18 protein-coding genes and 1 tRNA gene are annotated in these 19,275 nt (G+C 74.3%); 7 read left to right on the plus strand and 12 right to left on the minus strand.

What is annotated here, in order from left to right; translation table 11 throughout:
* Positions 1-34 precede the first annotated feature (34 nt).
* Together ACFRCR_RS00585 and orn are read right to left on the minus strand one after the other, a co-directional pair.
* A tRNA-His gene (locus ACFRCR_RS00585) sits at positions 35-110 on the minus strand.
* 70 nt (positions 111-180) lie between these two features.
* Positions 181-855, minus strand: a complete 675-nt coding sequence (orn, locus tag ACFRCR_RS00590) for an oligoribonuclease (RefSeq protein ID WP_377674645.1) — start codon at positions 853-855, stop codon at positions 181-183.
* A 188-nt stretch (positions 856-1,043) separates the two neighbouring features.
* Between orn and ACFRCR_RS00595 the strand changes: the two genes are divergently transcribed.
* From ACFRCR_RS00595 to ACFRCR_RS00610, 4 genes are all read left to right on the plus strand, one after another.
* Complete coding sequence (locus ACFRCR_RS00595) at positions 1,044-1,619, plus strand: type 1 glutamine amidotransferase domain-containing protein (RefSeq protein ID WP_377674571.1); 576 nt, start codon at positions 1,044-1,046, stop codon at positions 1,617-1,619.
* Between the two features lie 402 nt (positions 1,620-2,021).
* A complete protein-coding gene (locus ACFRCR_RS00600) occupies positions 2,022-2,783 on the plus strand; it encodes a phosphatase PAP2 family protein (protein ID WP_377674573.1) in 762 nt (253 codons plus the stop codon).
* A gap of 50 nt (positions 2,784-2,833) precedes the next feature.
* The gene (locus ACFRCR_RS00605) at positions 2,834-3,565 is read left to right on the plus strand and encodes an ArsR/SmtB family transcription factor (RefSeq protein ID WP_377674575.1); all 732 of its coding nucleotides are present in this window, start codon (positions 2,834-2,836) and stop codon (positions 3,563-3,565) included.
* Positions 3,562-4,821, plus strand: coding sequence for an MFS transporter (locus ACFRCR_RS00610; protein ID WP_377674577.1), 1,260 nt, complete (start codon positions 3,562-3,564; stop codon positions 4,819-4,821). The genes ACFRCR_RS00605 and ACFRCR_RS00610 overlap by 4 nt, the downstream gene beginning before the upstream one ends.
* Before the next feature lie 51 nt (positions 4,822-4,872).
* On the opposite strand, the gene ACFRCR_RS00615 is transcribed toward ACFRCR_RS00610, so the two are convergent.
* Positions 4,873-5,931 carry a WxL protein peptidoglycan domain-containing protein gene (locus ACFRCR_RS00615; protein ID WP_377674579.1) on the minus strand — a complete coding sequence of 353 codons (1,059 nt, stop codon included), beginning with the start codon at positions 5,929-5,931 and terminating at the stop codon, positions 4,873-4,875.
* A gap of 6 nt (positions 5,932-5,937) precedes the next feature.
* Positions 5,938-8,241: a choice-of-anchor I family protein gene (locus ACFRCR_RS00620; RefSeq protein ID WP_377674581.1), complete on the minus strand. Its 2,304-nt coding sequence runs from the start codon at positions 8,239-8,241 to the stop codon at positions 5,938-5,940.
* A gap of 304 nt (positions 8,242-8,545) precedes the next feature.
* Here ACFRCR_RS00620 and ACFRCR_RS00625 point away from each other — a divergent pair, with 304 nt between their 5' ends.
* Both ACFRCR_RS00625 and ACFRCR_RS00630 read left to right on the plus strand, forming a co-directional pair.
* A complete protein-coding gene (locus tag ACFRCR_RS00625) occupies positions 8,546-9,091 on the plus strand; it encodes a hypothetical protein (protein ID WP_377674583.1) in 546 nt (181 codons plus the stop codon).
* Positions 9,092-9,201: 110 nt separating this feature from the next.
* Complete coding sequence (locus tag ACFRCR_RS00630; RefSeq protein WP_377674585.1) at positions 9,202-10,155, plus strand: phosphotransferase; 954 nt, start codon at positions 9,202-9,204, stop codon at positions 10,153-10,155.
* Between the two features lie 52 nt (positions 10,156-10,207).
* Here the strand turns inward: ACFRCR_RS00630 and ACFRCR_RS00635 are convergent, their stop codons facing one another.
* Positions 10,208-10,630, minus strand: a complete 423-nt coding sequence (locus ACFRCR_RS00635; protein WP_377674587.1) for a VOC family protein — start codon at positions 10,628-10,630, stop codon at positions 10,208-10,210.
* 104 nt (positions 10,631-10,734) lie between these two features.
* On the opposite strand from ACFRCR_RS00635, the gene ACFRCR_RS00640 reads away from it, so the two are divergent.
* On the plus strand, positions 10,735-11,733 hold the full coding sequence (locus ACFRCR_RS00640; RefSeq protein ID WP_377674589.1) for a helix-turn-helix transcriptional regulator: 999 nt from the start codon (positions 10,735-10,737) through the stop codon (positions 11,731-11,733).
* 44 nt (positions 11,734-11,777) lie between these two features.
* Here ACFRCR_RS00640 and ACFRCR_RS00645 read toward each other — a convergent pair whose 3' ends face one another.
* The 7 genes from ACFRCR_RS00645 to ACFRCR_RS00675 form a co-directional block, all read right to left on the minus strand.
* Positions 11,778-12,416 (minus strand): energy-coupling factor transporter transmembrane component T family protein, encoded by a 639-nt coding sequence (locus tag ACFRCR_RS00645; RefSeq protein ID WP_377674591.1) that lies wholly within the window; start codon positions 12,414-12,416, stop codon positions 11,778-11,780.
* Positions 12,413-13,195 carry an energy-coupling factor ABC transporter ATP-binding protein gene (locus tag ACFRCR_RS00650; protein ID WP_377674594.1) on the minus strand — a complete coding sequence of 261 codons (783 nt, stop codon included), beginning with the start codon at positions 13,193-13,195 and terminating at the stop codon, positions 12,413-12,415. The genes ACFRCR_RS00645 and ACFRCR_RS00650 overlap by 4 nt, the downstream gene beginning before the upstream one ends.
* The gene (locus tag ACFRCR_RS00655; RefSeq protein WP_377674596.1) at positions 13,192-14,379 is read right to left on the minus strand and encodes a thiolase family protein; all 1,188 of its coding nucleotides are present in this window, start codon (positions 14,377-14,379) and stop codon (positions 13,192-13,194) included. The genes ACFRCR_RS00650 and ACFRCR_RS00655 overlap by 4 nt, the downstream gene beginning before the upstream one ends.
* On the minus strand, positions 14,376-15,818 hold the full coding sequence (locus ACFRCR_RS00660; RefSeq protein WP_377674598.1) for an AMP-binding protein: 1,443 nt from the start codon (positions 15,816-15,818) through the stop codon (positions 14,376-14,378). Before ACFRCR_RS00660 ends, ACFRCR_RS00655 begins: the two co-directional genes overlap by 4 nt.
* Positions 15,819-15,836: 18 nt before the next feature.
* Positions 15,837-16,550 (minus strand): biotin transporter BioY, encoded by a 714-nt coding sequence (locus ACFRCR_RS00665; RefSeq protein WP_377674600.1) that lies wholly within the window; start codon positions 16,548-16,550, stop codon positions 15,837-15,839.
* A gap of 387 nt (positions 16,551-16,937) precedes the next feature.
* Entirely contained in the window at positions 16,938-17,981 is a 1,044-nt protein-coding gene (locus ACFRCR_RS00670) for an FHA domain-containing protein (RefSeq protein WP_377674602.1), read from the minus strand.
* Positions 17,978-19,261 (minus strand): VWA domain-containing protein, encoded by a 1,284-nt coding sequence (locus ACFRCR_RS00675; RefSeq protein ID WP_191796164.1) that lies wholly within the window; start codon positions 19,259-19,261, stop codon positions 17,978-17,980. Before ACFRCR_RS00675 ends, ACFRCR_RS00670 begins: the two co-directional genes overlap by 4 nt.
* Between the last annotated feature and the right edge of the window lie 14 nt (positions 19,262-19,275).

The following is a 19,275-nucleotide window of genomic DNA, read 5'->3' on the forward strand; positions in this document are numbered from 1 at the left end:
GGCTCCTCGCGCGAACGCGAGGAGCCTCTTCCCGTGGGGTGAGTAACGGGACTTGAACCCGCGACCCCCTGGACCACAACCAGGTGCTCTACCAGCTGAGCTATACCCACCACGGCCTGCTCGGGTTCCGAGGAACCGTTCTAGCAGCCGTCGAAAAGTGTACCTGGTTTCTGAGGGCTCTCAGGACAGCTTTTCGGCCTCGGTCCCGGTGGGCGCCGAACCGGGGGCCGCGGTGTCTCCCGCGGCGGCTCCTGGCAAGGGCGCGAGGATCGTCCCGAGCGTCGTGCCGACGCTCGTCGCCTTGATCCGCTCGGCGATCGCCTTCGCGGTTCGCGAGTCCGTGCCGGGCTGGGGCACGAACAGCGCCTCGCGGTAGTAGCGCAGCTCGTCGATGCTGTCGAGGATGTCGCCCAGCGCACGGTGGCCGCCCGTCTTGGCCGGGGACGCGAAGTAGACGCGCGGGTACCAGCGACGCGCGAGCTCCTTGATCGAGGAGACGTCGACGATCCGGTAGTGCAGGTGCCCGACCAGCTCCGGCATGTCCCGCTCGAGGAAGGTCTTGTCGGTGCCGACCGAGTTCCCCGCGAGCGGGGCCTTGCCGGGCTCGGGCACCCAGGTGCGGACGTACTCCAGCACGCGGGCCTGCGCGTCGGCCATGGTCGTGCCGCCCGGCAGCTCCTCCAGCAGCCCCGAGGTGGTGTGCATCTCGCGGACGAAGTCACCCATCTGCTCGATCGCCTCGTCCGGCGGGGTGATGAGGACGTCGACCCCCTCGCCCAGGACGTTCAGCTCGGAGTCGGTGACGACGGCGGCGACCTCGATGAGCGCGTCGGCGCCCAGGTCGAGGCCGGTCATCTCGCAGTCGATCCACACGATGCGGTCGTTGGTGTTCACGGGGCTCACGCCCACAGCCTAGGCCGTGGGGGCCGGGGACGAGGCCCTGGACGCCCGTGCTGCGAGCCGGACGGGCCCGACCTACCGTCGAGGAGGACCTGGACGCGACCGCGCCCGGGTGCTCCCACGACGACGAGAAGGAGACAACCATGGCTGACACGGACCTGGCGGGCCGCCGCGTCCTGGCGATCGTGACGAACTACGGCGTCGAGCAGGACGAGCTGGTGGTGCCGCTCGAGCACCTGCGGTCGGCAGGGGCGGACGTCGACGTCGCGGCCGTGACGATCGACCCCGTCGAGACCCTCGTGGGTGACAAGGACCCGGGGACGACCGTCTCGCCCACCCTCCGGCTGCAGGACGTCGACCCCACGGGCTACGACCTGCTGCTCGTCCCCGGCGGAACGCTCAACGCCGACTCGCTGCGGCTCGAGGACGAGGCGATCGCCGCCGTGACGTCGTTCGCGACGACAGGGCGACCGGTCGCGGCCATCTGCCACGGTCCGTGGGTGCTCGTCGAGGCAGGCGTGCTCGAGGGCAAGACCCTGACGACCTACCCGTCGCTGCGGACCGACGTGCGCAACGCGGGCGGCACCTGGCAGGACCGGTCGGTGGTCCGGGACGACGCCGGCGGGTGGACGCTCGTGACGTCCCGCGACCCGGGCGACCTCCCCGACTTCCTGCGCGAGGTGGACGCCGTCCTGGGCGAGCGCGCCGAGCGCGCCTGACGCGAGTCCGCGGACAGCGAGAAGGCCCTGGCTCCCGTGAGGAGTCAGGGCCTTCGGCGTGCGGGGACCCGGTCGGCAGGCGGTGCCGGAGGGTCGAGCCGCGTCATGCGGTGTGACGGGGTCGGCGGGATCGCCGGGTGTGCTCCGGGAGGCGCGTCGTCGCCCGCCGCAGCGAGCTGCGGCGGCGGGTCTGCTCCTGGAGCTGTTCGCGCCGACCGAGGTCGGCGACGTCGTACATGAGCTGGGGATGCATGGTGGTGTCTCTCGTGACGTCGGATTCGTGGACCTGGCCGGGCCCTCCACCGCCCGGTACTGACCGGACGGACGCCACCGCGGTGATGGGTGCCACACTTCCACCTCCTCGCCGAGCGGCGCACCCCTTTTTCTCCCTAGGCTCTCGGGATGAACCCTGACGACGAGGCGCGTGACGCCCGAGGTGACCTGAGTGCGGGGGAGGCGGCGCCGTCGGGCGGGCGGGACGTGTGGCGCTCGCGGCTGGTCGCCGCGCTGCCGGGCCTGGTCCTGATCGTGATCGGCGTCCTGGGGTTCCTGGTCGTCTACGACTCCGTGCGCGAGCGCGACGACCTCTGGTTCACCGACGACGTGGTGCTGGAGTGGATGGTCGCGCACCGGAGCGCTGCCGCGACGACCGTGCTGACGTTCATCACCAACATGTTCGGGCCCGTGGTGCTGCCGGTCCTCGTGGCCGTGGGCTGCCTGTGGTGGGGGCTCGCGACCAAGCGCTGGTGGGAGCCCGGTCTGCTCGTCGGGGCCATGATCACCTCGACGCTCGTCTCGACGGTCCTCAAGGCGGTCGTGGCCCGACCGCGACCGGACGAGTCGGCGATGGTCGTCGCGGGCGTCGAGCGCAGCTTCTCGTTCCCGTCGGGGCACACGATCGGCGCGGCGACCCTCGTGCTCGTCGGGGGATACCTCGTGTGGCGGCAGTGGAAGGAGGGGCGGCAGCGCCGGATCGTGTTCGCGCTGTGGGTCGTGGTGAGCGTCGTCGTGATCGTCGTGGTCGGTGGGAGCAGGCTCTACCTCGGCTACCACTTCGTGACGGACGTCCTGGCCGGTGCGAGCCTGGCCGTCGCGGTGCTCGGGGGAGTGGTCGTGATCGACCGGTTGCACGACCTGCGGCAGGAGAGCCAGGTGCTCATCTGACTCTAAAGAAGTCTTGCGCAAGACTTCTTTAGAGTTGTAGCGTGGCTGCCATGCCGCAGACCACACCGCCCGACGACGCCGCTCACCAGCCCGCGCAGCCCCCGGCTCCGGCGCAGCGCGACGAGGCCGTCACGACCTCCGACCCGGAGCGCATCCGCGCCCTGGCGCACCCGCTGCGTCTCGCGATCCTGGACCTGCTCGACGACGAGGGGCAGGCCACGGCCACGCGCTGCGCGGAGGTCACGGGGGAGTCGGTCGCGAGCTGCTCCTTTCACCTGCGGATGCTCGCAAAGTACGGGTTCGTCGAGCCGGCCGAGCGCGTCGGCCGGGAGAAGCCGTGGAAGCCCGTGGGCACCGGTCGCACCAGCCGTTACGACCCCGAGCAGCCCGAGTCGCTGCGCGCCGCGGGCGAGCTCGCGCGGATCGTCGTCGACCAGGAGGCCGCGCGGATCGCGCACTGGATCGACGGCGCGCCTCGCCAGCCCCACGAGTGGTTGCTCGCGTCCGTCATGACCAAGAGCTCGTTCTGGGCGACGCCCGCCGAGCTCACCGAGCTCTCGCGCGAGCTCCAGGCGATCACCGACCGCTTCGAGGGCCGCTGGGCGCACCCCGAGCTGCGCCCCGAGGGGTCGCGGCCCGCCCGGCTCTTCGGTGTCGTCAACGCGGACCCCTTCGACCCGGACGCCCCCGGGCCCGCCGCGTACCCGGCCGCCCCCGGCCCGGGTAGGGCCCACGGCTCGGTCACGATCGAGCTGCCGACCGGCGAGGAGGCCGACGCATGAGCACGGACACCGACACCGACGCCGCGACACGGGTCAGGCGGGCCCTGCGCACGCGCCCCTTCCGCCTCCTGACGGTCGGGTGGGGCTTCACGAACTTCGCGGACTCGGTCCTCGCGGTCATCTTCGCGGTGTGGGTCAAGGACCTCACGGGCTCGAACGGCACCGCGGGCCTCGTGTTCGCCGCGCTGGGCCTCCCGGCGCTCGTCTCGCCGCTGCTCGGCCAGGTCGCCGACCGCGTCTCGCGCCGCCGCATGATGATCGTCGCCTACCTCGTCGGCGCGGTCTCGCTGCTCTCGTTGTTCGCGGTCCGGGGTCCCGACCAGGTGTGGCTGATCTTCGTCGTCACGGTGCTCTACTCGGGGATCGGGTTCGCGACGGCCGCGGCCCAGTCCGGGCTCATCCGCGACCTGCTGCCCGACGAGGCGCTCGGGGCCGCCAACGGCCGCCTCACGACGATCGACCAGACGTTCCGCCTCGTCATGCCGGTCATCGGTGCGGGCGTGTACGTCGCCGTCGGCCCGCTGCCGCTCGTCGTCTCGGCCGTCGTCGCGTTCGTGGTCGCGGCGTTCTTCGTGTCCCGGATCGTGCTCGACGAGACCCCGCCGACACCGCACGACGAGCGTGAGCCGTTCCTCGCCGAGGTCACCGCGGGCTTCCGGCACCTGATCCGCACCGCGCCGCTCGGCGTCCTGACCGTTGCGCTCGCGGTCGCGTTCGGGGCCGTGGGCGTGCTCAACGCGGTGAGCTTCGCGGTCATCGAGAACGGACTGGGACTTGGCCCGGAGATGCTCGGGCCGATCTCGAGCGTCCAGGGCGTCACGGCGATCGTCGCGGGGCTCACGGCTGCGCGCATGATCAAGCGGATCGGGTCGCAGCGACTGGTCGCCCTCGCGCTGGGGATCGTGACGCTCGGGATCCTGCCCGCCCTGGGCACGAACCTCGTCGCGATCATCGGGGGGATGGGCGCGATCGGGCTGGGTGTCACGTGGGCGATCGTGGGGTTCGTGACCGAGCGCCAGCTCAAGACGCCGCCGACGCTCCAGGGCCGCACGTCGGCCGCGACGAACATGCTGCTCAACGTGCCGCAGCTCGTCATGACCGTGGTCGCGGCGGCCGTCGTCGGCGCGGTCGACTACCGTCTGCTCGTCGGGGTCACCGCGGCGGGGCTCGCGGTCTCGATGCTGCTCTCGCTCAGGGGCTCGCGCGCGTCCGCGGTCGAGGAGGCCGCCGAGCCCGCGGAGGCTGCCGGCCGTTGAGTGCATGGTTCGGCTGCGACACGCCCGGCGAGTCGCAGCCGAATCACGCACTCAGCGGGCTGCGAGCGCCGCGTCGACCGCGGCCTCGAACCGCACGCGTGCCCGACGGCGCAGCGCCCGCCGGCCCAGCACCGCACCGACCAGCAGGGCCGCCAGGGCGAGCGCCGACCACGGGACCGCCCACAGGTGCCCCTCGCCCGTGGCGGGGGGCACGGGGTGGGAGGCGGCGCCGTCGGGCAGGGTGGTGCTCGCCGGGGTGGCGACGACGGGCGCGAGGGTCACGGACGCCCTGAGCCACCCGAGCGGCGCGACGCCGCTCACCGTCCCCGTGAGGGTGATCGCGTCGCCCGGAAGGAGCTCGGGCAGGTCGCCCAGCGGGACCGACACGCTGCCGACACCGCTCGCGACCGTCGCCGAGAGCGGGCCCGTGAGGCGCACGTTGCCCGTGTTGGTCACGGTGTACGAGACCTGCGCGTCCCCGGTGCCCGCGGGGTTCCACGCCCCGGTGTAGGCGGCATGGACGGCCGTGATCGCAGCCGACGGGACGAGGTCGCCCGCGACCCTGACCAGGACTCGCGTGCCGAGGCGCCGGTCGACCGCGACCCCGCCCTCGCCCGCCCCCGTCACGAGCGAGGTGACGAGCGCGGCCGTGTGGTCGCCGGGCGTCGCCCCGGCCGGGACGGTCAGGGTGAAGGGGACCGTGACCCGTTCGCCCGGGCCCACCGCGACGCGCGCGGCGTCCGGGGTGATCCAGGCGCCCAGGTCCTCGGACGGCGTGCCCGCGGGCAGGACGTCGAGAGCACCCGTGGGCGAGGTGAAGGCGTCGGCCGCGTAGACCGCGAGGTCGAGCGGGACGTCGCCGTGGTTCGTCACGACGAGCTCGTCGGTGACCGTGGCCCCGGGGTCGAGGACGAGGTCGAACGTCGGGGCCGAGGCGGGGGCCACGCCCCAGCTGACGGGTTCGCCGACCGGCACGGGCTCGACCGGTGCTGCGCCGTCGGGCGCTTCGAGGGCCCCGGCCGGGGCGGTCGACAGCAGCGCTGCCACCACCCCGGCGAGGACGGCCGCCGCACCGCGACGACGGCGGGCGGCCGCGGCGCGACGGTCCACGGCCGGTCAGCCGATCGCGGTCAGCGTGAGCGTCGCGGTGTACGTGCCCGCGGCGGCGTCGACCGGGAAGCGCAGGTCGAGGTCGGCCCCGAGGACCGCGCTGCCCAGCTCGTGCCCGGCTGCGGCCGAGCCGAGGAGGGCCGAGTCGGCGAGGCCGTTGCCGCTCACGAGACCCGAGGCCACGGGGGCGCCGGCGAGCGTCCCGCCGCCCGCCGTCACGAGCGACGGGGTCCAGCCGAGGTGCTTGCCGGGCAGCGTGCGCGCACCCGCGCCGGCGCCGCTCGTGAAGTCGTCGACCTGGGCCGAGACGGACCATGCGGGAGCCGTCGCACGGGTGTCGGTGACCGTCACGGCGCTCAGCCGTCCCGTGGCCGCGAGGTGGTCGCCCGCGAGCCGGGCCGTGCCGAGGTCCACGACGCGGCTGCCGCCGTCGACCGTCCACACGAACTCGCCCGGCTCGATGGGTGCGGCGGGGATGGTGACCGTGAGGTCGATCCGCCCGTCGTCGGGCTCGGCCCCGGGGACGTCGACGCCGTAGAACGTCGTGGTGCCCGAGATCTCGTTCCCGACCGCGAGCAGCGGCGCGCCCGTGGGCGAGTCGCTCGCGGGGACGAACGTGAGGCCCTCGGGCCCCAGGTCGCCGGCCTCGGCGAGCCTCTCGGGCGTCGCCTCGGCGCTCACCGAGAAGTCGCGGTGGTTGACGTAGGAGACGTAGGTCGCGTGCGCGGGGTCGGTGACGTCGTAGACCGCGATGCCGCCCACGCGCTCGAAGCCGATGAACGCGTACGTGCGCCCCCCGACCTCGCCCAGTGTCAGCCCCTCGGGCTCGGGGCCCTTGTCGTCGCTGCGCCCGTCGAACCCGGACTCGGTGTGGTTCGAGTTGAAGAAGTCGGGCTCGACCGAGGCCACGAGCTGCTCGAACGCGTCGCCCGAGTCGAAGACCTGGCGGCCGTCGGTCGACCAGATCGAGAACGAGCGCGATCCGTAGGAGTACAGCTCCTCGTAGCACGAGCCGTCGGCGCGCAGGCCGCTCGCGGTGCTGACGTTGAGCCGGCCCACGTGGGAGTCCGCGGTGAGGTCGGCGAGCGTCGCCGGGTTGCCGGGCGCGCCGACGAACGACGAGAACGCGTCGGCGCACAGGCCGGGCACGCCCTTCTTGCCGAGGTCCTTGACGCGCTTGACCTCGGAGTACCCGGCCCAGTCGCGCGAGTCGCCCTCGTTCGCGGTCACGAGGTACGTCGCGCCGCCCGCCTGGTAGGAGGCGATCGTGTCGGGCTGGTAGAGGCCCTTGACCGGCCACGCGCGGATGTCGATCCGCCCGTCCTTGTCGGACGCGTCGAGGCCCTTGCTCGCAGCGAGGTGGTCCTGCGTCCCGAGCGGCAGCAGGTCCGTCACCGTCGCGCTCGCGACGTCGACGACCGCGAGCGCGTTCGCCTCCTGGACGCTCGCGTAGGCGACGGTGCCGGTCGCGTCCCACGCGATGTACTCGGGCTCGAGGTTCTCCGAGACGGGGCGCTCGGGCGTGCCGGTGCCCGCGGCCTCCCTGCCGCCGAACACGCGGACCCCGGCCGGGAGGGGTCTGGTGCCACCCGCCTCGAACGCGTGGAACGTCGCCGTGCGCACGTCCGCCTGGGTGGCGCTCGCGAGGTTCGCGGGCGCCGCGACGATCGATACCGAGCCCTCGGGGTCGACGCTGTAGTCGTCCGCGGGCTCGCCCTCGTTCGCGACCGCGATGCGCGAGCCGTCGGGCGAGAACGTCACCATGTCGGGCAGTGCGCCCACGCGCACGGCGCCGAGGATCGCGTTCGCGGGGGCAGCGCCCGGCGTGGTCACGGGAGCAGCGGCGTCGAAGAGGACGAGCCATCCGTCGTCGGTCTTGGTGCCGGACTCGACCGCGGCGACGGCGAGGCCGTCGGGGCGGATCGCGACCGAGTTCACGACGGCGTCGGCCGCGACGACCGAGTCGTCCGCGGAGGCCGTGCCGCCGACCGCGAGCTCGAACAGCCGGGTCGGTGCCGAGGGGTCCCGGGCGTCGAGCACGTCGACCTTCCCGGACTGGGCGTTGACGACGAACAGGCGCGTGGAGGCCGCGTGGAACGCGACGATCTCCGCGGCGGACTCGTCGAGCTGGCCCGTGGAGTACGTGCCGAGCGGCGAGAGCGTGACGGCAGGGGGGACGGACGGGTCGGGGGCGGCGACGGCAGTGCCGACGACCCCGAACGTCCCGGCGGCGACCGCGACCGTGAGGCCGGCGGCCACGACCGCGGCCGACCTCGGGTGCCGCAGGCGGGACTGGTGAACCACGCGCATTCCGTGCTCCTCGTTCCGATGGCCCCACAGGGTGCAGGGCGGACGCTCGGAACCTAGGCCCGGCCGGTGACCGGCCGGTGAACGGCGGCCGACGGGACGAGGGCCGCCGGATGGCCGACGGGGCGTACGTGACGAATCCGGCATCCCGGCGCCTAGGGGATGACCCTGGGGCGCCGACCGTGAACCTGCGACGAGAGGTGGAGACCGCCTGCCACGGGGTCCCGCGAGCGGTGCAGACGAGCGCCCGCAGGACCCGACCAGGACCCGACGCGTCGCCCTCGGGTGCCTCCGTAGCGTCGGTGCCATGACCACGAACACCTCCTCCCCGTCCATCGCCCGCCGATCCCGCACGCTCGCCGTCGTCGCCCTCGGAGGCCTCGCGGCCCTCACGCTCAGCGCGTGCGGGGGCCTCTCCGAGAGCATCGAGGAACGCAACGACGGCCACACCAAGACCTACGCGTTCGACACCGGCAAGGAGGGCAAGGCCGACGAGGTCGTCCCGACGTGGGTGCCCGACGACGCCGCGACCGTCCCGGGGATCTTCCGCACCACGGGCACGGAGCGCCTGCTCACGTACCGGGGGGACCTCGACGGCCTGCCGGCCGACTGCACGACCGTCTCGGCCGAGAACCCGCTCATCGCGCAGCCCGAGCGCGAGGGCTTCACGGCCGAGGACTACCGGACGGACGCCACCCTGCTGGCCACGTGGTGGCCCGAGGGGCAGGAGACGGCGAGCACCGTGATGTGCGGCAAGTGGTGGATCTCCGCGGACGGCGAGGACGTGTACGCCTTCACGCCCGAGCTCACGAGGGTCGAGATCGAGAAGCAGCCGACCCCCGCGGGGAAGTAGGCGCGCGAGGCACGCGGCGCGGGGTGATGCGGCTGACCTGCGAGGACACGACAGGACTCGCGGGCGCACGCTCAGCGGTCCCGCGCCGCGCGCCGACTACTGTCACCCGGATGGACCCGACACGACGCACCGTCTCGACGCGGCGCACGACCTGGCAGGAGCTCGCACCGCAGGTGCGCGCGGACGTCGAGAAGATCCTGGGCGGCGAGGTGGTCCTGGCCGAGAGCCAGGCGCACGGGTACTCCCCGGGCAGCGCCGACCGCGTGCGCACCGCTGCGGGCGACCGGGCCTTCGTCAAGGCCGTGAGCCGTACCCGCAACGCCGACGCCTACGACATCCACCGCCGCGAGCTCGACGTGCTGCGCCACCTGCCCGACGCCGCGCCGGCGCCCCGGCTCCTGGGCGCGCACGAGTCCGACGAGTGGGTCGCCCTCGTGATCGAGGACGTCGACGGCCGCCACCCGGGCCTGCCGCCCGAGCGCCGCGAGCTCATCGCGCTCCTCGGAGCTCTGCTCGAGCAGCCCGTGGTCCGCGATCCCTCGGGCGCCTCGCCGTTCCCCGACGCGTCGGCCGAGCTCGCCCCGTCGTTCGACGGCTGGACGCGGCTGCGCGCCGACGGCGACCTGTCGGCGCTCCCGGCCTGGGCCGCCAGCCACCTCGACGAGCTCGAGGCGCTCGCGGCCGGGGCAGCCCGCGCCGCGCACGGCGACCGGCTCGTCCACCTCGACCTGCGGTGCGACAACCTGCTGGTCGACACGTCCGCGCGCGTGTGGGTCGTGGACTGGCCGTGGGCCGGGACGGGCGCGCGCTGGATCGACGGCGTGACCCTGCTGCTCGACGCGCGGGTCAACGGCAGCACGGTCGACGTCGACCGGATCGCGGCGACCCACCCGCTGTTCCGGGGGGCGACGCGCGAGCACGTCGACGCGTTCCTCGCAGGCCTCGCCGGGTACTTCTTCGACGCGGCGCGCCACCCCGCCCCGCTGAACATGCCGACGCTACGCGCGTTCCAGCGACGGCAGGGCGTCGTCGCGATCGAGTGGCTCGAGCAGCGGCGGTCTTGACCGGCGGGACGAGGCGGGCCCCGGGGCGCCGGGGCAGCGCGAGGGGCAGGGGTCAGCCGTTCCAGGGGACCTCGACGTCGAGCACCCAGGAGACGCCGAAGCGGTCCGTGAGCATGCCGTAGAGGGGCGACCACGGGGCCTGGGCAAGGGGGACGAGGACCGTGGCGCCGTCGGCGAGCCCGTCCCAGTAGCGGCGGAGCTCGTTCGTGTCCGTGCCGCGGACCGACACGAAGACCGGGACGACCCCGGGGTCGTGGCTCGTGTGCGAGGGTACGTCGTAGGCCATGACCCGGAAGCCGTCATCGGAGGCGACCTGGCCCCACATGATCTGGTCGGCCTCGGTGGGGTCGGTCACGGCGCGCGCGTCGGCGTAGGTCACGGCGGAGAGCTGCCCGCCGAAGACCTCCTGGTAGAAGGTCAGCGCGTCGCGGGCGGTCCCGCGGAAGTTCAGGTGCGTGGTGGTGGCGACGGTCATGTCGGCTCCTCGGTCGGTCCGTGCCGGGGCGGGTGCCCCGTCGAGGACCACTGTGCCGAGCCATGAGGTCAGTTTCTGTCCTCATGGTTCGTAGCATGAAGGACATGAGCCAGCCCGCCGGTACGGCCTCACGACTGCTCGCCCTGCTGTCCCTGCTCCAGGCACGCCGGGACTGGCCCGGACCGGTTCTCGCCGAGCGCCTGGGCGTCAGCCTCCGGACCGTGCGCCGGGACGTGGACCGCCTGCGCGACATGGGCTACGAGATCCGTGCCGGTCGCGGGTCCGTGGGCGGCTACCGCCTGGACGCAGGCGCCGAGCTCCCGCCGTTGTTGCTCGACGACGACCAGGTCATGGCCATCGCCGTGGCACTGCAGGCGGCGCCTCTCGCGGCGGTGGGGGTCGAGGACGCCGCGCGACGGGCGCTCTCCACGATCCGCCGCGTCATGCCGGGCCGGCTGCGGACCCGGGTCGATGCGGTGCAGTTCACGACGCTCGCCGACGACTCTCCGGTGCGAGTGGTCGGGACCGACGATCTGGCCCCGCTGTCGACCGCGATCCGCGCCCGCGAGGTCGTCCGCTTCGACTATCTCGGGGGGAGCGCGCGGACATCGCAGGAGCGCGTCCAGCCTCCGCGGCGGGCGGAACCGCACCACCTCGTGGCCGCCCGCGGCCGCTGGTACCTGGTGGCATGGGACCTGGGGGCCGCGCAGTGGCGGATCTTCCGGGTCGACCGCATGGTCCTCCGTGCGCACACCGGCCCGCGGTTCACGCCACGTACCGTGCCCGGCGACGACGTCCAGCAGTTCGTCGCGGCCAGGTTCAGGGGAGGGGCCTCGAACGACTGGCCGTGCCGTGGGAAGGTCGTCGTCGACCTCCCGGCGAGGGTCGTGGCGCCGTTCGTCGAGGACGGGGTCGTCGAGGACCTGGAGGTCGAGCGCTGCAGCGTCGAGGTCGGGTCCTGGTCGTGGACGGCCTTGGCCGCCTTGCTCGGACGGTTCGGGGCGGACGTGCACGTCGTCGAGCCGCCGGAGCTCCGAGCCGCGTTCGGGGAGCTCGCCGAGCGCTTCGCCCGGACGGCTGCCTCCGGTGGCCCGGGCGGATGACCAGGGCCGCCTGAACAGCGCCCGCTGACCCGGGGGCGTGGCGGTCAGTCGTCGAAGCCGCGCGCCCGGAGGGCCTCGCCGAGCGCGTCGGCCTGCCGCATCGCGCCCACGACGAGCGGCACGGCGAAGGCGCGCACGTCGCGCTCGTGGCCGCGGGCCCGTTGCGCGTCGCGGACCCGGCCCGCGAGGTCCGAGACGACGGGCACGCTGCGCAGCGCGAGGGCCAGCACCAGAGCGACGCGCTCGACGTCCACGCCGACGAGACCGAGCGGCGAGAGCCCCCGCTCGATCGCCACGAGCAGGTCGGTGACCCGCGTCGTGCAGGTCACGAGACCGGCGAGCGCCACGAGCACCAGGAGGCGCGTGCTGAGGACCGCGGCGGACGTGAGGTCCATGAGCCACCACTGGAGCGCGAACACCACGGGCAGGAACACGCGCAGGGGGCGCACCTGGCCCCACGCGGCGCGCGCCCCGAGGCCCGCGAGCGCGTAGAGCCCCGCGACGGCGAGGGCCGCGAGGCCCACCCCCACGGCGTCGCGCACGAGCAGCAGGGCGAGCGAGCACACCATGAGCGCGGCGAGCTTGAGGCCCGCGGGTGCGCGGTGCAGCAGCGAGCGTCCGACGACGTAGGCACCGGCCGTGCCTGCCGACGTGCTCGACCTGGCCGCGCTCCGAGGGGTCATGGCCGCTCGTCCAGGAGCCGGCGGTAGTACGCCACGGCCGGTGCGGGCTCGTCGTCGGCCACGACCCGGCCCTCGTCGATCACGAGCACGCGGTCGTAGCCCGTCATGAGGTCGAGGTCGTGCGAGACGAGCACGACCTGCTGCGGGATCTCGGCCAGCAGCGCGGCGACCCGACGTGTGTTGCGCAGGTCGAGCAGGGTCGTGGGCTCGTCGGCCACGACGAGGCGTGGCGAGGTCACGAGGACCGACGTGAGCGCGAGGAGCTGCTTCTGGCCGCCCGAGAGCAGGTGCGCGGGGTGGTCGGCGTGGCCGTCGAGCCCGTGGCGTGCGAGCCAGTCCGCGACGAGCCGGTCGCGTGCGGCGCGGTCGTGGTCGCCTCGACGCAGCGAGTAGGCGACGTCCTCGGCGACGGTGGGCATGACGATCTGCGCGTCGGGGTCGGCGAACACGAAGCCGACGCGCCGGCGCACCTCGGCGCCCGAGCGCCGCGTGTCGAGGTCGTCGACCCGCACGGTGCCGTGAGTGGGCAGGACGAGCCCGTTGAGCAGCCGCGCGAGGGTGCTCTTGCCCGAGCCGTTCGCGCCGACGATCCCGATGCGCCGCTCGCGCAACCGGGCGGTGACCCCGCGCAGGACGTCGCGCTCGCCGAGGCGCACGTGCACGTCCTCGAGCCCGACGACGCAGCCCACCTCGGGTGGGGCGGTCGCGTCGCGCGAGGCGGTCGCCGGGTCCCGGGGCGGGTCCTCGACGGTCGACCTGCGCATGAACGTCCCTCTCATCGGACCACCTTGAACAACCCGGCCACGCCCAGGCCGCCACCCACGGCCGCGGCCGCGAGCCCGAGCGATCCTGCCGGGGCCCCCGCGCGCACGAGCCTGCTGAACAGCCGCACGACCGACACGGCCCCGCTCGCCCCCCACGGGTGGCCCAGCGCCAGGGCGCCGCCGTCCGCGCACAGGCGAGCGTCGTCGTCGGGCAGGGAGAGGGCGTCCGTGAAGGCCAGGACCTGCGCCGCGAAGGCCTCGACGAGCTCGATCGCGGCGACGTCGTCGATGCTCCGGCCCGTACGGGCCAGGAGCTCGCGCACCGCCGGGACGGGCCCCCAGCCCGGCAGGCGCGGGTCGCAGCCGCGCGTCACGCCGCCGACGAGCCGCAGGCCGGGCACCCCGAGACGGGCGCGCACCCGCTCCGGGACGATCACGACGGCGGCGGCCCCGTCGCTGAGCGGGCTCGCGTTCCCGGCGGTCACCGTCCCGCCCGGGGTGAACGCGCCAGGGAGGCGTGCGAGCAGCGCGGGGTCGAGCCGACGAGCGCGCTCGTCCCGGGCGAGCGTGCCCACCGGGACCGTCTCCTCGGCGAAGCGACCCGCCGCGTGGGCGGCGAGGGCGCGTGCGTGCGATCGTTCGGCGTAGGCGTCCTGGCGCTCGCGGCCGATGCCTCGCTCGCGGGCCAGGGAGTCGGCGGCGGTGCCCATGTCCGGGTCGCCGAGCTCGGCCGGGGTGAAGGGGGCACGGTCGTAGGGGACGGGCAGGGTCTCCGATCCGCGCGGCGGCCGGTGGGCGCGCAGCGGAGCGGTCGAGGCGCTCTCGACGCCGCCGGCCAGCACCAGGTCGCCGTCCCCGGCGCGGACGCCCTGGGCCGCGAGCAGGATCGCGGCCAGGCCGCTGCCGCACTGCCGGTCGACCGTGACCCCGGGGACGCGCTCGGTCAACGGGCCGTCCGGGTCGCGCAGCGAGCCCGCGAGCACCGTGACCCGCGCGAGGTTCCCGCCCGGTCCCGTGCAGTTGCCCAGCACGACGTCGCTCACGTCGAGGCCGTGTCCCCCGGGCAGGTCGGTGAGGGCCGCGCCCAGGACGGGTGCGGCGAGGTCGGTCGCCGAGAGGTCCGCATGCCCGTGTCCCACAGTGCCGATCCAGGTCCGCCGCGCGGCGACGACCACGGGGGCGTCGGGCGACGGGCTCACCGCAGCGCCTCGTACGTGGGCTCCCCGGACAGCAGCGCCTCGCTGATCGCGCCGCGCGCGGCCTTGCCCGACGGCGTCCGGGGCAGCTCGCGCACGCCGTACCAGTGGCGCGGGCGCTGGGCCGAGGACAGCGAGGCCCGGGCCACGCGTTCGAGGTGTGCGCGCAGGCCCGGCCGGTCCGCGCACTGCACCACGGCCGTCACGACCGCGCCCAGGCGGCGGTGCGGGGTCCCCACGACCACGACGTCCTCGACGCCCGGGATCGCGCGCAGCACGACCTCGACGTCCTCCGGGACGACCGTCGCGCCGCCGGTGAGGATCGCGCCGTCCCCCCGGCCGCGCAGGACCAGCGGGACATCCTCTCCCGTGGTGGGCTCGGGGACGGGCACCTCGGCCAGGTCGCCCACCGTGCACCACTCGCCGTCGCGGCGGAACGGGCCGGTCGCGCGGGCGAGATACCCCTGCGCGACCCACGGCGACCGCACCCAGACCTCGCCGAGCGTCGCCCCCGGCAGCTCGCGCACCTCGACCTCGACGCCCGGGAAGGGGCGCAGGCCCGTGCCGTCGGTGTCGATCGCGACGAACGACAGCTCGACGGCCCCGTAGTACGTCACGACGCCCACCCCCGCGCGGGCCGCGCGCTCGCGCACGTCGTTCGGCAGCGACGCGCCCCCGACCACGGCGGTCCGCAACCGGCTCGGGGCCCCCGCCTCGATCGCGTCGAGGATCGGCTCGAGCGCCGAGGGCACGAGGTGCACGACGTCAGAGGTCGCCAGGGCCGTCGTGATCGCGGCGTCCCCTCTGGCGAGCTGGACGCACGCCCCCGTCGCGAGTGCGTGCACGGCCGCGAAGCAGTACAGCGACGATGCGAGCGGACCGGGCACCAGCACGGTGTCCTCGGGACCGGTGCCCGTGAGGCGTGCCGCTGCCGGGAACGAGCCCGTCCAGGAACCGCGGGTGCGGACCACCGCGCGGGGACGGCCCGTGCTCCCCGACGAGAACCCGGCCCACGCGAGGGCCGACGCCGACGGCTCGGCGGGAGCGTCGTCGTCGGGCGGGCTGCTCGCCAGCGGCCCGCTGAGCGGGGCGAGCGCGTCCGCCGTGCTGCCCCGCGGGAGCGGGACCTCGACGAAGCCCGCCGGGGCGATGGTGCGCAGGACCTCGGCGCGTTGCGCGCGCGACCACGTGTGGTCGCAGACGAGAGGAGTGGCACCCGCGAGGTCGACCGCGAGGAGGGCCGTGAGGAGGTCGACGGGGTCGGGCAGGGAGATCGCGACGACGTCGCCCACGGCCGTCCCGGTCGCCCGCAGGAACTCGGCTCCCGCCGCGACGTCCGCGGCGAGGGCACGGTAGGTGCGGGAGCGGTCCGGAGCGCGCAGCGCGCAGCGCCCCCCTGCGGAGCTGCTGGCGTGCGCGATGACGGCGTGGGCGACGGGCATGAGGGGATCGTAGGTCGATCAGGCCGCGGGGCTCGCGGTGGGCTGGTTCTCTGGCGTCTTCACACCGTGGCGCAGCGGTGACGCAGCGGGGTAGGCGCGCACCACGCCGACCGTGACCGACGCCGCGACCACGGCCTTGAGGAGGTCACCCGGCAGGTACATGAGCGCACCAGTCGCGACCGTCCGGAGCGAGAAGCCCGTGACGAGCGACTGCAACGGGATGCCCAGGGCGTACATGACGAGCATGCCGCCCACGACGCACGCCGCCAGGACACGCCAGAAGGACAGGGTCGTGAACCGCTGGACGATCAGCCCGACGACCGCTGCACCGACCACGAACCCGATCAGGTAGCCGGCCGACGGACCCACGAAGACCCCCGGCCCGCCGCGGCCGCCCGACAGGAGCGGGAGGCCCGCGGCGACCAGGGCCAGGAACGTGAGCATCGCGAGCGCGCCACGCCACGCGCCGAGGAGCGCGCCGGCGAGCATGACGCCGAGGGTCTGGAGCGTGATCGGGACGGCGTTGCCGAACAGGGCCAGAGGCCCCGGCATGCCGAGGACCGCGGTCAGGGCGGCGAACGTCGCGATGCGGGCCGCGTCGGATGCGGTGACGCTCCAGCGGGATGGCTGGTGCGCCGGGGCGTGGGGCGAGACCGACAGGTCGGGGTGTGCGGGGGTGGGGACGTCTGCGGGCAGGTCTGCGGGCAGATCGGTGCGCACGGGGCGGGCCACAGGGTCTCCTCGGGAAGGGCGTGAGGTGCCGGGTGGCACGGGTCAACTCTGGTCCTCGAGAGGGTGAAGACGCGTCGGCGCAACGGGCCAGCGCGAACGGCGCGAGGTGGTGGAAGTCGACAAGCGGTTGGAGGAAACCTCCCAGCCGGGCTCCACGAGGTCCGGGGAGCCTGTCGGGAATCTACAAGTGTGTGCGGATTGCAGTGGACTGTTGCAGTCTCTTTCACCCCGCGCCTGTCGACCTGCAAGGACGCAGGGGAGCGGTTGTCGGCGAACACGCGCCTGGCTGCAGGTGCGCGGGCGGTGCCTGCGTAGCGCCGCACGAAGATGGCGCGGGCCCGGCTTCAACCGGCGCCCGCGCCACCCGTCGCGCACGAGGCGAAAGGCTCAGACCTCCCCAGGCAGCGCCTTGCGGATCACGAGGCGCGTCCAGCCCCCGAGGTAGATGCGGTCGCCGTCGGCGACCTCGCGACGCTGACCGGCCGGGATCGGGTCGATGGGCAGCTCACCCCCGGCGGGGCTCAGGTAGGTCCCGTTGGACGACTGGAGGTCCTCGACCCACCAGCGCTGCCCGTCGGTGTTGAGCTGGCAGTGCCGCCGCGAGACGCCGGTGTCGGCGCCGCAGTCGATCTGCGGGTGGATGTTGCGTGAGACCGACGGGCGCCCCACGAGGACGCTGCGCTCGCGAAGGACCACGAGCCCGGGCAGCCCGGCCGACGGCAGCGGGTCCTCGGCCTTCTGCGCCTGGTACCAGTCGGGGTCGATCCACACCTCGACGACCCACTGGTCCTCGCCCGGCACGGGCGGGGTCGGCAGGTGCGTCCCCGTGCCCGACGGCGTCGCTCCCGTCGTGGACGCCGACTCGCCCTCAGCCGGGTCGGCAAGTGCACCAGGCGCACCCGGCGCGACGAGAGGTCCGGCTCCCGGGTCGCCGGCGCCGACAGAGGCGGACGACGGGTCACCCGCCTCCGGGTCGCCGACAGGCGGCGTGAGCGCGGCCGGGGCAGACAGCGGGTCCGCCGACGGCGCGGCCGCGGGCGACCCGGCGGGAGGAGCGACCGGGTCGAGGTCGAGCGACGACGCCGGGGGATCGAGCGGCCCAGGAGCCGCCGGTCCAGCCGCGCTGACCGAGACCGGGGTCGCGGCCGATGGGGCCCCCGCAGGCTCGGGCAGCGAGCCCGTCGTGAAGTCGTAGCCGCAGTTCTCGCAGAACAGCGCCCCGGCCGCGGCCGGGAACGAGCAGTGCGGGCACGTGATCGGCTCGCCGCCCGCAGCCACCGCGGCGCTACCACCGGCAGCACCGGCCGCGGCTCCGACGGACCCGGAGGCCACGGCCCCCGAGGCGCTGCTCGCAGCCCCCATGGGCTCGCCGCACACGTCGCAGTAGTCGGTCGACTCGGATGCGTGCCCGTTGGGGCAGATCGCGCTCATCGCTTGACCCGCGTGGTCTTGGTCGAGGCGGTGTCGAGGGCCATCTCGTCGAGCTTGTCGGTGTTGCGCTTGAGGCGCACGGTGCCCTGCTCCTCGCTCTCGATCTCGACGACCTTGCGCAGGCGCGAGGTCGCCTCGTCGTTGCCGGTCTCGGCCGCCAGCTGGACGGCACGGCCGAGCTTGACCGTGGCGGTCGCCTCGTCGCCCGCCGCCTTGGCCGCGAGGCCCTCCTGGATCGCGGACGCGAGCTCGGCCTGACCCGTGTAGTGCGCGACCTCCGGGTTGATGCGCGTGGTGAGCGCGCCGTCGTCGGACCACTTGGCCTTCACGAGACCCGACGAGACCACCTCGCCGTTCACGGCGAGCTGCACGCGCGCCGCGAGCTGCTCGGAGCCCACGGGCTTCGAGGCCACGCGCACGGCCACGTGGTAGTCGCGCGACTCGTCGCCCCACGAGCCCGTGGGGTAGGAGCCCGTGAGCGGGTTGACCACGGCGCGGCGCGTCGTGAGGTCCTCGACCGTCGGGGCGACCTGGCGGACGAACAGCACCTGGGCGCCCTGCGGGGCCCACACGCGCAGGTCCGCGGAGGCCACGCCGCGCGACATGGACTTCTGGACGAGCGAGGAGAAGTCGGCCGCGATCTCGCTCGGGTCGGCGATCAGGTCGACCGTCCCGAGCAGGGCCGTCGAGATCTCGCGCAGCTCGTCGACCTGCCAGCGCGACCCGACGCCGCGCGCGTCGCACTGGAACCTCCCGGTCACGGCACGCACGACCTGCGACAGGTTCTCGCGCGGCTCGGACTCGTTCTTGCCGTCGGTCAGCAGGATCGCGTGGCGCTGGACGGCCTGGGGCACGGTGTCGAAGAGCTGGGCCGCGAGCTGGAGCCACGTGCTCATCGCGGTGCCGCCCGACGGGCTCATCATGGCGATGGCCCGCTTGGCCTCCTCACGGGCCGCGGGCTCCATCTGCACCATCGCGACGCGCGCGTTGGGGTAGGGGAACGCGCGCTGCGCGACGTGGCTGCCGCCGACGATCGCGAACCAGGTCCCGTCGAGGATCTGGTCGACCGCGACCTGCGCGGCGTACTTGGCGGACTCCATGTTGCGTCCGGACATCGAGCCGGACGTGTCGACCATGATGATCTCGGCGACTCCGCCGCCCGATGTCGCGGCCCCCGCCTGACCTGCCCCTCGGGCGGTCACCGTCACGATGGCGTGCACATCCGTGGCGCCCTCGGACAGGAACTCGTTCTGGAAGACCTCGGCGGAGAACTCGGCCATGGGTTCTGGGCTCC

Origin of the sequence: Oerskovia sp. NPDC056781, from assembly GCF_042789955.1 — a bacterium.
GTDB lineage: Bacteria > Actinomycetota > Actinomycetes > Actinomycetales > Cellulomonadaceae > Oerskovia > Oerskovia rustica.